Genomic DNA, 13,039 nt, shown 5'->3' on the forward strand with positions numbered 1-13,039 from the left:
TGATGACGCGTGGAATGCCCTCATTTCTTTCACCCGTGCCCAGTCGCGCCTTTTTTGTTGGCCGACACCTCGGCAATTCGTTGACCACCCGCTCCGCCTTTGCGTGCTCCATGAAGCGCCGTGCTTGCACGGCATTGGAGTGAGGTTGCAATGAAACGCATGTTATTCAATGCGACGCAGCAAGAAGAATTGCGCGTCGCCATTGTCGATGGTCAGAAACTGATCGATATCGACATCGAAACCGCCGGGCGCGAACAGCGCAAAGGCAATATCTACAAGGGTGTCATCACCCGCATCGAACCGTCGCTGGAAGCGTGCTTCGTCAACTACGGCGAAGAGCGGCACGGTTTTCTCCCCTTCAAGGAAGTCGCCCGCGCCTATTTCAAGGACGGTGTGGACGTGCGCGGCGCGCGCATCCAGGACGCCCTGTCTGAAGGCCAAGAGCTGATTGTCCAGGTCGAAAAGGAAGAGCGCGGCAACAAGGGCGCAGCCCTGACCACGTTCATTTCGCTGGCCGGTCGCTATTTGGTGCTGATGCCGAACAACCCGCGTGGCGGTGGCGTGTCGCGCCGCATCGAGGGCGAAGACCGCCAGGAACTGCGCGAGACGATGGCGCAACTGCAAGTGCCGGACGGCATGAGCATCATCGCCCGCACCGCCGGCATCGGCCGCTCGGCTGAAGAGCTGCAGTGGGACCTGAATTACCTGATGCAGCTGTGGAAGGCTGTTGATGGCGCCGCCGTCGACAACAAGGCCCCGCTGCTGATCTATCTCGAATCCAGCCTGGTCATTCGCGCGATTCGTGATTACTTCCAGCCGGATATCGGCGAAATCCTTATCGATACGGACGATATCTACGATCAGGCCCGCGCTTTCATGAGCGTGGTAATGCCCGACAACATGAATCGGGTGAAGAAATACCGCGACGACGTTCCCCTGTTCTCGCGCTTCCAGATCGAACACCAGATTGAGTCTGCGTACTCGCGCATGGTCATGCTGCCCTCGGGCGGCGCCATCGTGATCGACCACACCGAGGCGCTCGTCGCCATTGACGTGAACTCGGCACGCGCCACCAAAGGCGCCGATATCGAAGAAACTGCCGCGCGCACCAACCTTGAGGCTGCAGACGAAATCGCTCGCCAGCTCCGCCTGCGTGACTTGGGCGGCCTGATCGTGATCGACTTCATCGACATGGAGTCGAGCAAGGCCCAGAAGGACGTCGAAACCCGTCTGAAAGACGCGCTGCGCCACGACCGCGCCCGCGTGCAGATGGGCAAGATCAGCCGCTTCGGCCTGATGGAGCTGTCGCGTCAACGCCTGCGTCCGTCGCTGTCGGAAGGCTCGCACGTCACTTGCCCGCGCTGTAACGGCACGGGCCATATTCGCGATACCGAATCCTCTGCCCTGCAGGTGCTGCGCATCATCCAGGAAGAGGCGATGAAGGAAAACACCGCCGCGATCCACTGCCAGGTGCCAGTGGAAGTGGCTGCGTTCCTGCTCAACGAGAAGCGCCCGGACATCAACCTGATCGAGACGCGCTTCAAGGTCAACGTGCTGCTGATCCCGAACAAGCATCTGGAGACGCCGCACTACAAGCTGGAACGTCTGCGCCACGACGATCCGCGCCTGGACGACGACAAGGCCAGCTACAAGATGGCCGAAGAGGCCGCCAAGGAACTGGAAGCCGACACCGCATACAGCACCCGTAAGGAAGCTGCCAAGCCGCGCCAGGAAGCCGCCGTCAAGGGCATCACGCCGGACCAACCGGCACCCGTGTCGGTGCCGCGCGCCGAGCGTCCGGCGCGTGCCGAAGCCGCTCCCGCACCGCAGGCGCCGGCTCCGGTGCCCGCCCAGGGTGGTTTTGTTTCGTGGCTGAAATCGCTGTTTGGCGCCAAGCCGGCCGAGCCGGTGGTGGCAGCGCCCGTCGAAACGCCGAAGCAACGTGCTGAAGAAGGCAACCGCCAAGGCCGTGGCAATCGCCAGGACCGTGGTGGCCGCGGCCAGCGCGGCGAACGTGGTGAGCGCCAAGGTCAGGGCCAAAACGGCCGTGACGGCAACCGCCAGGGCCGTGAGCGCAACGAAGCCCGTGAAGGTCAGCAACAAGTCCAGCGCGAAGGTCAACGTGACGGTCAGCGCGGCAACCGCGATCGCAACCGTCAACCGGCCCAGGTCGAGGGCGGTGTTCGCGAGACGGCAGAAGCCCGTCAGCCGCAGCAAGGCCAGGAAGCGCGCGGCGAGGGTCAGAACCAGGGCCAAGGCCGCCGCGAACGCAATCAAGAACGCCGCGAACGCCAGCCGCGTGAAGCCCGCGAGGGTCGTGAACCACGCGAGCCGCGTGAAAGCCGCGAGCCCCGCGAAAGCCGCGGCGAGCGCGACCAACAAGCCAAGGAAGCCGCAGCCGTGGCCACCGAAGCGCTGATCGACCAGACCGCCGCATCGCAAGTGCCGCAGCCGCTGTTCGACACCGCTGCTCCGGCAGAAGGCGTCGTGGACGAAGGCGTGACTCCGGGCGCAGAAGGCAACGGTGAAGGTGAAGAGCGCCGTCGCCGTGGCCGCCGTGGCCGCAACCGCTATCGCCGCGACCGCGAGGGTGCGGAAGGCGTCCGTGCGGAAGGTGAAGGCGAAAACGAAGGCGCTGAAAGCGCAGACGAAGCCGTCGCTGAAATGCATGCCGAGCCGGTACTGCCCGCGACCGTGACGGAACCGGTGCAGACGACATCGTTCGCACCGGTTGAGAACCCGGCTCCGGTGGTACACGAACCGGTGCATGCGGAAGCCGTCGCACCTGTGTCGGCCCTGCCGCAAGTGCAGCCCACGGAACCCGCCCTTGCAACCGCTGCCGCAGCGCCCGCCGCGGAAGCGCAGGCGCCTCAAGAGGCCATCGTGACGGCCTTTGCGGAAGTCCCGGCTCCGGTCAGCACGATTGCAAAGGCTTCGCCGTTGCCGATCGAGACGCTGCAGAGCGTGCTGGACAACGCCGGCATGACATGGGTCCACACTGACGGTCAGAAGCTGCGCGCCTCGCAGGAAGAAGCTGCGCGCACCGTTACGGCACCGCGTGCGCCGCGCGAGCGCAAGCCTCTGCCGCCGGTCCAGCACGGCCCGATGGTTTTGGTCGAAACCAACCGCCCGGCGGGTGGTGCAGACCAGCAGTAAGCAGCACACCGGCGGGTAACCGCCGGGGCAAACACTTGAGGGCGGCTTCGGCCGCCCTTTTTCCTGTGCGCGATATATCGAGTATGAAACCCCACCGCTCGCGCGGAACGGGTGCTGCGCTACACTCGAAGTTGTATCGGATGCAACAGTCCCGCTTCGCGGATTGACGCACCGCACCACACCATGACCGAAACCGTCATCCCCCTCTACGATCTGCGTGATGGCCAGCACCATCGCGCCACGGTGCCTAATGTCCCCAATGTGCTCGTCCCAGCAGAGGGCAGGCTGACGGACACGCGCGGCCGCCGGCTGCACGATCTGCGCATCTCGGTGACGGACCGCTGCAACTTCCGCTGCGTCTACTGCATGCCGAAGGACGTGTTCGACAAGGATTACCGCTTCCTGCGGCATTCCGAGCTGCTCTCGTTCGAAGAGATCGAACGCATGGCTCGGTTGTTTATCGAGCACGGCGTCGAGAAGATCCGCCTGACCGGTGGCGAGCCGCTGCTGCGCAAGGACATCGAACGCCTGGTCGAGATGCTCGCGCGCCTCACCACAGCCGAAGGCAAGCCGCTGGACCTGACGCTCACCACAAACGGCGCCCTGCTTGCACGCAAGGCGCAGTCGCTCAAGGACGCGGGCCTCAGCCGCGTAACCGTCAGCCTTGACGGCATCGACGATGCGACTTTCCGCCGCATGAATGACGTCGACTTTGCGGTGGGCGAAGTGCTGCATGGCATTGAAGTGGCGCACAAGGTCGGACTGGCGCCGATCAAGGTCAACATGGTCGTCAAGAAAGGCGACAACGATGACCAAATCGTGCCGATGGCGCGTCACTTCCGCGGCAGCGGCATCATCGTCCGCTTTATCGAATACATGGACGTGGGAACGACCAACCACTGGGAAATGCGTTCTGTCGTGCCCTCGGCGGAGGTCATCAAGCGTCTGTCTGCGGAGTTTGCGATTGAACCCGTGTCGGCCAACTACAGCGGCGAGACCGCCGAGCGCTGGCGCTATGTCGATGGCACAGGGGAAATCGGTGTGATTTCCAGCGTGACGCAGGCGTTCTGCCACGATTGCACGCGCGCCCGGCTGTCGACCGAAGGCAAGCTGTATCTCTGCCTGTTCGCCACAGAAGGTTTCGACCTGCGCGCGCTACTGCGCGGCGGCGCGACCGATCTCGAACTCTCCAATGCGATCCGCACGGTCTGGCAAGGCCGCGCCGACCGCTACTCCGAATTGCGTGCCAGCGGCGAGGCCCATCCGGCCGGCCGGCGCATCGAAATGTCCTACATCGGCGGCTGAACCCGCCAGCATTCAACGACATGATTCCAACATCCGACATCACCGGCCTGATCCTGGCCGGCGGCCGGGGCAGCCGCATGGGCGGCGTCGACAAGGGCCTGCAGACGTTTCGTGGCGCGCCGATGGCGATGCACACGCTGATGCGCCTGTCGCCGCAGGTCGGCCACATGCTGGTCAACGCCAATCGCAACCTCGCCGCGTACGAGTCGTTCGGCGTGCCGGTGGTGGCGGATTCGGTGCCGGACTTTGCCGGCCCCTTGGCGGGCATCCTGGCCGGGCTGGAGCAATGCCAGACGCGCTACCTGCTGACAGCGCCTTGCGATTCGCCGTTCGTGCCGACCGACCTCGCCGCCAAGCTCTCACAGGCAATGGACGAGGCCAACGCGCGTATCGCCATACCGGTGACGATGGAGCCGGATGCGCAAGGTCAACTGCGTCGGCAAGTGCAGCCGGTATTCTGTCTGATCGATGCCCTGCTGGCCGACGACCTGATCGCCTATTTGCAAGGTGGTGGCCGCAAGATCGAAACCTGGACCGCGCGCCACCCCACGGTGGACGTGCTGTTTGACGACAGCACCGCCTTCACCAACATCAACACGCTGGAAGAGTTGCACCATCTGGCCGAACGCCGCTAGAGCGCTGACGCCATCCGATCCCTCATCGACGTCATGACCACCCTCGCCTCTGTCGTTTCGTGCCTGTCCGATTACGATCCGAACGCCCTGCCCGTCGCGCAAGCGCAAGCCATCATGCGCGACTTCGTGCAGCCCGTGAGCGGCGTCGCCCGCGTGGCCATCCGCAGCGCGCTTGATCGCGTGCTGGCTGAAGACGTGCTGTCATCCATCGATGTGCCTGCGCACGACAACTCGGCGATGGACGGCTTTGCCTTTGCCAGCACGGAGCTGGCCGGCGATGCAGGCGAAGTCTCCTTGCGGGTGATCGGTACGGCGTACGCGGGTGTCGCCTTTGATGGTGCACCCAGCGCAGGTGAAGCCGTGCGCGTGATGACCGGTGCCGTCATGCCGGTGGGCTGCGATACGGTCATTCCGCAGGAATTCACGCAAGGCGATGCCAACACCGTCCGCTTTGCCCGCGATGCCGTGCGCGCCGGCGACAACCGTCGTCTGCGTGGTGAAGACCTCGCGCGAGGCAGCGCCGCGCTGTCCGCCGGCCGTACGCTGCGCCCCGCCGACATCGGCCTGCTTGCCTCGCTCGGCATCGCCGAAGTTTCTGTGCGCCGCAAGCTGCGCGTGGCGTTCTTCTCCACCGGCGACGAGCTACGCTCCATTGGTGAACCGCTCGACGCCGGCTGCGTGTACGACTCCAACCGCTACACGCTCCACGGCATGCTCTCGCGCCTGGGCGTGGAACTGCTCGACATGGGCGTCGTACGCGACGACCCGGCGGCGCTCGAAGCCGCCTTCCGCAACGCCGCCGAAAATGCCGATGCGATCATCACTTCGGGCGGGGTCTCCGTCGGCGAAGCGGACTTCACCAAACAGATGATGGCCAAGCTCGGCGACGTGACGTTCTGGAAGATCGCCATGCGCCCGGGCCGGCCGATGGCGTTCGGGCGCATCGCGTCAAATGGCCGCAGCGCTTTCCTTTTTGGCTTGCCGGGCAACCCGGTGGCAGTGATGGTGACGTTCTATCACTTCGTGCGCGGCGCGCTGCTGCGCATGATGGGCGCCACCGACGCCGGCGCACCACTGGTGCCGGCCGTCAGCGCTGCCCCGATCCGCAAGCGCCCTGGCCGCACGGAATATCAGCGCGCGATTGCCGCCCTGAATGATCGCGGCCAGCTCGAAGTCCGCCTGACCGGCCAGCAGGGTTCGGGCGTCTTGCGTTCAATGAGCGAAGCAAATTGTTTCGTCGTGCTCGCCCACGAACAAGGCCAGGTCAACGCCGGCGACGCCGTGCAGGTCCTGCTGTTCGACGGCCTCGTCTGAGCGGCGTGGCGACGGCGGCTCTTGTGCCGTCTGCAACACCGCATGCTGTCGGTTTTTTGCGTCACCTGCGGGCTGCGGGTATCGGCGCATCGGTCGATTCGCTACACTCTGCGCCAGTTTGATTGTTTCGGATTTGAGCTTGAGCACTGCCATGATGACCAAGGAGATTGCGTATCTTCACCCGGCCCACACCGCACGCGCGCTGGTGCTGGTGTATCTCTGTTTCTCGCTGCCGGTCGTAGGGCTGTTTTTCTTCGTCGGCTTCGTCCGCTACGGTGAACTGCCGACGATTGTCGTGCTCAGCGGCTTGATCCTCAATGCCCTGGTTGGTTTTGGTGCGCTGTGGCTGGCCTGCCATGCCTACAACTGGGTCGCCGAGCGCTTTGGCGGTATCGAGATCCTGCTGCGCGACGTGCCGGAAGAAGCCTGATCGCTTCTGCGCGGTCCAAGAAGAAGGGGCGGAAATATCCGCCCCTTTTCTTTTGCTGATGTCGACGTTCTATTCGGCGTTGCCTTATTCGGCCTCGGTTTCGTCGTCCTGCGGCACGGTGGTTTCCAGCCCCAACACGCTCTGCGCGGAATCGCTCGGCAGCGCCTCCACCGCCTTGAGCTTGCGGTTCATCTGACGCGTCCGCACCTCGGCCTGTTCGATGTTGCTGACGGCTCGCTCCAGCGTCTTCTTCGTCGCTGCCAGCACATCGCCAAACTTTCCGAACTCGCTCTTCACCGCGCCGAGCACTTGCCAGACTTCGCTGGAGCGCTTTTCCAGCGCCAGCGTTCGGAAGCCCATCTGCAGGCTGTTGAGGATGGCCGTTAGCGTGGTCGGGCCTGCCACCGTTACGCGGAACTTGCGCTGCAACTCGTCGGTCAGGCCCGGGCGGCGCAGCACTTCAGCGTAGAGGCCCTCGGTCGGCAGGAAAAGGATGGCGAAGTCGGTCGTGGCCGGCGGCGCGATGTACTTCTCGTGGATGGTTTGTGCCTCTTTGCGCACCGCGACTTCCAGCTCGCGGCTGGCGACGGCAGCGGCGTCGGCATCGGCCCGCTCCTGTGCATCGAGCAGGCGTTCGTACTGCTCTTTCGGGAACTTGGCGTCGATCGGCAGCCAGACCGTTGCATCGTGATCGGCATCGGTCTTGCCGGGCAGGCGAATGGCAAATTCCACGCGCGCGCCGGTGCCGTGCACGGTTTCGACGTTCTTGTCGTATTGCTCGGGCGTGAGCATCTGCTCCAGCAGCATCTCAAGCTGGACTTCGCCCCAGGTGCCGCGCGTCTTCACGTTGGTCAGCACCTTCTTCAGGTCACCCACGCCTTGTGCCAGCGCCTGCATTTCGCCCAGGCCGCGATGCACCTGCTCAAGCCGATCCGACACCAACTTGAACGATTCGCCAAGCCGCTGCTCCAGCGTGGCGTGCAGCTTTTCGTCGACAGTGCGGCGCATCTCGTCGAGCTTGGTCGCGTTGTTCGCCTCGATGTCCTTGAGCTTCTGTTCGAGCGTGGCGCGTACCTCAGCCAGGCGGCGCTCATTGCCCTCACCCAATTGGGAGAGCTGCTGCTGCATCGACTCGCCAAAGCGGCGCAGCGCGTTGCCCTGCTCTTCGCGTGCCTGCTGGGCTTGCTGCTGCAGGTGCTGGCGCACGGCCTCCAGTTGCTGCGTGTTCGTCTCTGTCAGCTTGGTGAGCTGCTGCGCAAACGTGTCGATCTGGTTGTTCTGCAGCGTGGCGACGCTGGTGAGCTGCGTGGCCAGCACCTGCTGGAACTGCCCCAGTTGCTGGGTGACGTCGCTGCGGCCGATGCGGGCGGTCTCAGCAATTTCGCCGCGCAGTTCGCGCTCGATGCGTTCGTTGCCGCGCGTGAGTTCCCGCATGAGCGCATCTTGCAGCGCCGCGAGCATCGGCGACATATCGTTTCCTGCAGGGCGAGACACGCCACGCCAGATCAACACACAGAGCACAGCCACCATGGCTACGCCCAACAACGTCAGTAAAGCCAGCCAGTCCATATCTGCGTTCGGTCAGGAGGAAGCGCGCTGCGCGAGCGCATCCGGGTTCAACAAGTTGGGCGGCTGCCCCGCGTGCGGGCCGAAGCCCAGTGCAGCAATCAGGTTATCGGCCGCCAGATTGGCCATGCCCAGGCGCGTGCCAACGGTGGCACTGGCAATGTGCGGCGTGAGTGCAACGTGCTCGGCCTCGAGCAACGCCGGATGCACCTTCGGCTCGCCCTCGTACACATCCAGGCCGGCCGCGAAGATGCGTTTGTCCGCTAGCGCCTGCGCCAACGCTGCGTCATCCACGATGCCGCCGCGCGCGAGATTGACCAGCGTAGCGGTCGGCTTCATCTGTGCCAGTTCAGCGGCGCCGATGGCGTGGTGGCTTTCCTTGGAATACGGCAGCACCAGCACGAGATGATCTGCCTGCTTCAGCAAATCGTCCTTGCTGACGTACGTAGCGCGCGTGTCCTGTTCGAGTTCAGGCGAAAGCCGGCTGCGGTTGTGATAGATCACGCGCATCGAGAAGCCGCTCGCGCGCCGTGCCAGTGCCTGGCCGATGCGGCCCATGCCGAGAATGCCCAGCGTGCTGCCATATACCTCGGCCCCGAGGAAGGCGTCGTAAGTCCAGCGCTTCCAATGCCCCTCGCGTAGCCAGCGTTCGGATTCGGACACACGGCGAGCGGCGGCCATCAGCAGAGCCCAGCCGAAGTCGGCGGTGGTCTCGGTCAGGATGTCGGGCGTGTTGGTAGCGAGGATGCCCGCGCGCGTCATCGCTGCGAGGTCAAAGTTGTTGTAGCCGACGGCCATGTTGCATACCGCGCGCAGCGTCGGCACGCGGCTGATCAGATCGGCGTTGATGGTGTCGGCGGCGTTGGACAGCAGGCCAACGCGACCCTGCAGACGCTCCGCCAGCGCTTCGGGCGGATAAACGACGTCCGCCTGGTTGTCGATCACGTCGAAGGTCTCGCGCAAGCGCCCAAGCACTTCGGGAAACATCGCGCGGGTGACAAGGATTCCGGGTTTCATACGTTCAGCACACGTTCGGTTAGCGGAAGAAGACGAAGGTCATCAGAACGAAAATCGGCACGAGAATGCAAACGGACCACAACATGTAGCCAAAGAAGCTCGGCATCTGCAGGCCACGGCTTTCGGCGATTGCCTTGACCATCAGGTTGGGCGCGTTGCCAATGTAAGTGTTGGCGCCCATGAACACGGCCGCAGCGGAAATGGCGCCCAGTGTGGAGGCACCCTCGCTCATCAGCATGCGCGCGTCACCGCCTGCGGTGTTGAAGAACACCAGATACGTCGGCGCATTGTCGAGGAACGACGACAGCAACCCCGTCGCCCAGAAGTACATCGCGTTGTTCGGCTGGCCCGCGCTGTCGTTAACGAGATGGACGATGCCCGCGAAAGGGCCGTCCACGCCGGCCTTGAGCATGGCGATCACCGGCCCGATCGTGATGAAGATGCCGGCAAACAGCTTGGCAACTTCCAGGATGGGCTCCCAGTTGAACTCGTTGCCGGCGCGCGCGCCCCTAGGCGTGAGCCACAGAGAAAGCAGCGCGATCACCACCAGCCCGATGTCGCGCACTACGTTCTGCAGCAGCACCTCGGTGCCCATCACATAGAAGACGATGCCGGGCTTCCACAACCCGCTCATCAGCACGAGTCCGAGAATGCCTGCCAGCAGCACAAAGTTGACGTTGCCCTCGAAGCGTAGCGGGCCGGCGTCGTCCGGCGTCGCATCAGTGATGTTGGGCAGCTCTTCCTTGCCCGTGTGATAGAGGTAGCTATCGATGACGAAGAAGATCGCCAGCAGCAGCACCCACATCGTGAGCGTCTGCCGCCACAGATATTGCGTGGTCCAGAAGAAATCAACGCCCTGCAGGAAGCCGAGGAATAGCGGCGGATCGCCCAGCGGCGTGAGCGCTCCACCGGCATTGGCTACCAGAAAGATGAAGAACACGACGACGTGTGCGCGATGCCGGCGTGCTTCGTTGGCGCGCAGCAATGGCCGAATCAGCAGCATGGCCGCGCCGGTCGTCCCCATGATGCTGGCCAGCGCCGTGCCAAGTGCGATCAAGCCGGTATTGAGCTTTGGCGTGCCGTGCAGATTGCCGCGAATGCAGATGCCGCCTGCGACAACGTACAAAGCGGCGATCAGCGCGATGAAGGGAATGTACTCAGCAAGGGCGGCATGATTGACGGAAGTGATGGCCGCGTCAGAACCGAACACGATCCCGAACGGGACCAGAAGCGCCAACGCCCACGCCGCCGCGATCTTGCCGTAATGGTCGTGCCATAGTTTGGGCACGACAAGCGGCGCAATGGCAATCGAGAGCAGGATGCCCGCAAACGGCACACCCCATAACAGGTGCAACTCAGCACCGCTTACATCAGCGGCGCGCGCCAGGCCACAGACAAACAGGAAGACAAGGGGCCAGAGGCGTTTCACGTCGGCGTTCTCCTAAGCGCGGGCGCAGCAAACGCCGCCGCGCCACACAAACAAAGACGCCAGTGTAAACGCCTGAGGTCTGTCGCCTCCTAAACGTCCACGGATGTTTGATGGGCCAATGCGCCTAGGACGCCGCGTCAGGCGGTCGTCACAACAATCACGTGTACGCGATACGGCCCATGTGCACCGAGCACGATCGTCTGCTCGATATCGCCCGTGCGCGAAGGCCCGCTGATGACGTTGGTGGCGCGCGGCAGTTCGCCCCGCTCCATGCGCATCAGCGTATAGGCGTCTTCCAGATTGGCGACGATGCGCGATTGCGGCACCACGGCGATATGCGTCTCGGGCAGCAGCGCCGTGGAGGCGACGTTCTCCGGCCCCGACAGCAGCATCAGCGAGCCCGTCTCGGCAATCGCGCAGAAGCAACCCGTAATGCCGACGAGATCGCCGTGTTCCTGATCGGCTTGCGCTTCACGGACGGGCGGACGGAATTGGATATCGATGCCGGCGGCCGTCCAGTCGAGGGACTGCAACGTCGTCCAGGCCACCGCCTGCGGCTTAAGGCTAAGGCCGGCCAAGTAGCGAGCCACAGCGCCCGGCACGTCGGATAGCGCGTCCACCGACTCCAGCGTGGAGGCCATCTTCAGTGCCTGCTCGGCGAAATGCGCGGCGAGGTCCTCGGGCATTGGCGGGCGCGGACCGGCGGGATGCCGCGCGAGGTAATCCGCCACGGCGTCGCGCTCACCCTGTGTCGGTTTCGCGGGACGATGCTGCGCATTGCGAATGCGCGCAAAGATGGCATCCCGTGCGCGGCTGGTGTCGAGCGGGTCGACGGGGGTGTCCGGTTGTGATTCCATGGCGGCTCCGAAAGATCGGTCGATTATACGAGCCGCTTTGAGCGCGATCGGCCAACGCCGTTGAAACTTATTCGGCGCTGGCGTGAGCCTTATTGCACGCCGAACACTTGCTTCAGATACGTGAGGTAGGCCGGATCGTCGCACATGGTCTTCTCCGGTGCATCCGACAGTTTGGCCACCGGCTGGCCGTTGCAGCGGACCATCTTGATGACGATCTGAAGCGGCGTATAGCCCAGGTCGTTGGTCAGGTTCGTTCCCACGCCAAAGGCCAGCTTGCAGCGGCCATGGAAACGCTCATACAGGCCGATGACCTTGGGCATGTCGAGACTGTCGGAGAAGATCAGCGCCTTGGACTTCGGCTCGGCGCGCATGTCCTCGTAATGCTTGAGCATGCGCTCGCCCCACTCGAACGGGTCGCCAGAATCGTGGCGAACGCCATCGAAGAGCTTGCAGAAAAACATGTCGAAGTCGCGCAGGAAGGCGTCGAAGCCGTAGGTATCCGACAGCGCGATACCGAGATCGCCGCGATATTCCTTGGCCCAGGTTTCCAGCGCAAAGGTCTGGGAATCGCGCAGGCGCGGACCGAGTGCCTGACAGGCTTGCAGGTACTCATGCGCCATGGTGCCAAGCGGCGTCATGCCGTGCTTCATGGCGAAGTAGACGTTGCTGGTGCCCGCGTACTGGGCGCCGAGCTGCGCACACGTCTCCAGCAGCACATGTTCGTGCCAGGTGTGCGAGAAGCGGCGGCGGGTGCCGTAATCGGCAATGCGGCAGTCTTCCAGGCCGGGGCGCTTCAGCGACGCCAGCTTGTCGGTCAGGCGGCGTTTGCCCTCCTCCCACTGCGGGTGCGTCTGCGTCCGACTGAAGAACACCTCGTTGACGATGGCCAGGACCGGCACCTCGAACATGATCGTGTGCAGCCACGGCCCCGCGATGACGATCTCGATCTGCCCATCGTTGCTGGGCGCCTGACGCACGTCGATGTACTTCTCGTTGAGATGGAACAGGCCGAGAAAATCGACGAAATCGCTCTTGATGAAGCGCATCCCGCGCAGGTAATCGAGCTCCGCATCGGTAAAGCGCAGGGTGCAGAGATGGCGGATTTCCGCGCGAATCTCGTCAATGAACGGCACCAGATCGACGCCCGCGTTGCGGCACTTGAACCGGTATTCGACGTGCGCGCCAGGAAAGTGATGCAGCACCACCTGCATCATCGTGAATTTGTACAGATCGGTATCGAGCAGCGAGCGGATGATCATCGGACGGCGCCAAAAGCCATATGAACTGGCCGTCATGCTAACCGAAGCCACGCGGCACGCCTGCGGCAGTC

At 63.7% G+C, this 13,039-nt stretch carries 10 protein-coding genes; 5 read left to right on the top strand and 5 right to left on the bottom strand.

Features of this window, described 5'->3' with window-relative positions:
- Positions 1 to 150: 150 nt before the first annotated feature.
- The 5 genes from BM136_RS09360 (at position 151) to BM136_RS09380 (ending at position 6,840) form a co-directional block, all read left to right on the top strand.
- Positions 151 to 3,156 carry an Rne/Rng family ribonuclease gene (locus BM136_RS09360; RefSeq protein WP_092971586.1) on the top strand — a complete coding sequence of 1,002 codons (3,006 nt, stop codon included), beginning with the start codon at positions 151 to 153 and terminating at the stop codon, positions 3,154 to 3,156.
- 183 nt (positions 3,157 to 3,339) lie between these two features.
- Positions 3,340 to 4,461 (top strand): GTP 3',8-cyclase MoaA, encoded by a 1,122-nt coding sequence (gene moaA / locus BM136_RS09365; protein WP_092971587.1) that lies wholly within the window; start codon positions 3,340 to 3,342, stop codon positions 4,459 to 4,461.
- 20 nt (positions 4,462 to 4,481) lie between these two features.
- On the top strand, positions 4,482 to 5,096 hold the full coding sequence (gene mobA, locus BM136_RS09370) for a molybdenum cofactor guanylyltransferase MobA (protein ID WP_092971588.1): 615 nt from the start codon (positions 4,482 to 4,484) through the stop codon (positions 5,094 to 5,096).
- A gap of 33 nt (positions 5,097 to 5,129) precedes the next feature.
- Positions 5,130 to 6,410 carry a molybdopterin molybdotransferase MoeA gene (glp, locus tag BM136_RS09375; RefSeq protein ID WP_092971589.1) on the top strand — a complete coding sequence of 427 codons (1,281 nt, stop codon included), beginning with the start codon at positions 5,130 to 5,132 and terminating at the stop codon, positions 6,408 to 6,410.
- Positions 6,411 to 6,561: 151 nt separating this feature from the next.
- Positions 6,562 to 6,840 carry a hypothetical protein gene (locus BM136_RS09380; RefSeq protein ID WP_004635681.1) on the top strand — a complete coding sequence of 93 codons (279 nt, stop codon included), beginning with the start codon at positions 6,562 to 6,564 and terminating at the stop codon, positions 6,838 to 6,840.
- Positions 6,841 to 6,924: 84 nt separating this feature from the next.
- On the opposite strand, the gene BM136_RS09385 is transcribed toward BM136_RS09380, so the two are convergent.
- From BM136_RS09385 to pncB, 5 genes are all read right to left on the bottom strand, one after another.
- Positions 6,925 to 8,409: a DNA recombination protein RmuC gene (locus BM136_RS09385; protein WP_092971590.1), complete on the bottom strand. Its 1,485-nt coding sequence runs from the start codon at positions 8,407 to 8,409 to the stop codon at positions 6,925 to 6,927.
- 12 nt (positions 8,410 to 8,421) lie between these two features.
- Positions 8,422 to 9,423 carry a 2-hydroxyacid dehydrogenase gene (locus BM136_RS09390; protein ID WP_092971591.1) on the bottom strand — a complete coding sequence of 334 codons (1,002 nt, stop codon included), beginning with the start codon at positions 9,421 to 9,423 and terminating at the stop codon, positions 8,422 to 8,424.
- A 19-nt stretch (positions 9,424 to 9,442) separates the two neighbouring features.
- On the bottom strand, positions 9,443 to 10,852 hold the full coding sequence (locus BM136_RS09395) for a sodium:proton antiporter (RefSeq protein ID WP_092971592.1): 1,410 nt from the start codon (positions 10,850 to 10,852) through the stop codon (positions 9,443 to 9,445).
- Positions 10,853 to 10,989: 137 nt separating this feature from the next.
- The gene (locus BM136_RS09400; RefSeq protein ID WP_092971593.1) at positions 10,990 to 11,709 is read right to left on the bottom strand and encodes a LutC/YkgG family protein; all 720 of its coding nucleotides are present in this window, start codon (positions 11,707 to 11,709) and stop codon (positions 10,990 to 10,992) included.
- An 89-nt stretch (positions 11,710 to 11,798) separates the two neighbouring features.
- Positions 11,799 to 12,968 (bottom strand): nicotinate phosphoribosyltransferase, encoded by a 1,170-nt coding sequence (gene pncB / locus BM136_RS09405; RefSeq protein ID WP_092971594.1) that lies wholly within the window; start codon positions 12,966 to 12,968, stop codon positions 11,799 to 11,801.
- Positions 12,969 to 13,039 lie beyond the last annotated feature (71 nt).

It is taken from the genome of Ralstonia sp. NFACC01 (assembly GCF_900115545.1).
Lineage (GTDB): Bacteria > Pseudomonadota > Gammaproteobacteria > Burkholderiales > Burkholderiaceae > Ralstonia > Ralstonia mojiangensis.

Coding starts and splice junctions, on each gene's coding strand:
- BM136_RS09360 (WP_092971586.1), top strand. CDS start 151: ATGAAACGCATGTTATTCAATGCGACGCAGCAAGAAGAATTGCGCGTC.
- moaA (WP_092971587.1), top strand. CDS start 3,340: ATGACCGAAACCGTCATCCCCCTCTACGATCTGCGTGATGGCCAGCAC.
- mobA (WP_092971588.1), top strand. CDS start 4,482: ATGATTCCAACATCCGACATCACCGGCCTGATCCTGGCCGGCGGCCGG.
- glp (WP_092971589.1), top strand. CDS start 5,130: ATGACCACCCTCGCCTCTGTCGTTTCGTGCCTGTCCGATTACGATCCG.
- BM136_RS09380 (WP_004635681.1), top strand. CDS start 6,562: ATGATGACCAAGGAGATTGCGTATCTTCACCCGGCCCACACCGCACGC.
- BM136_RS09385 (WP_092971590.1), bottom strand. CDS start 8,409: ATGGACTGGCTGGCTTTACTGACGTTGTTGGGCGTAGCCATGGTGGCT.
- BM136_RS09390 (WP_092971591.1), bottom strand. CDS start 9,423: ATGAAACCCGGAATCCTTGTCACCCGCGCGATGTTTCCCGAAGTGCTT.
- BM136_RS09400 (WP_092971593.1), bottom strand. CDS start 11,709: ATGGAATCACAACCGGACACCCCCGTCGACCCGCTCGACACCAGCCGC.
- pncB (WP_092971594.1), bottom strand. CDS start 12,968: ATGATCATCCGCTCGCTGCTCGATACCGATCTGTACAAATTCACGATG.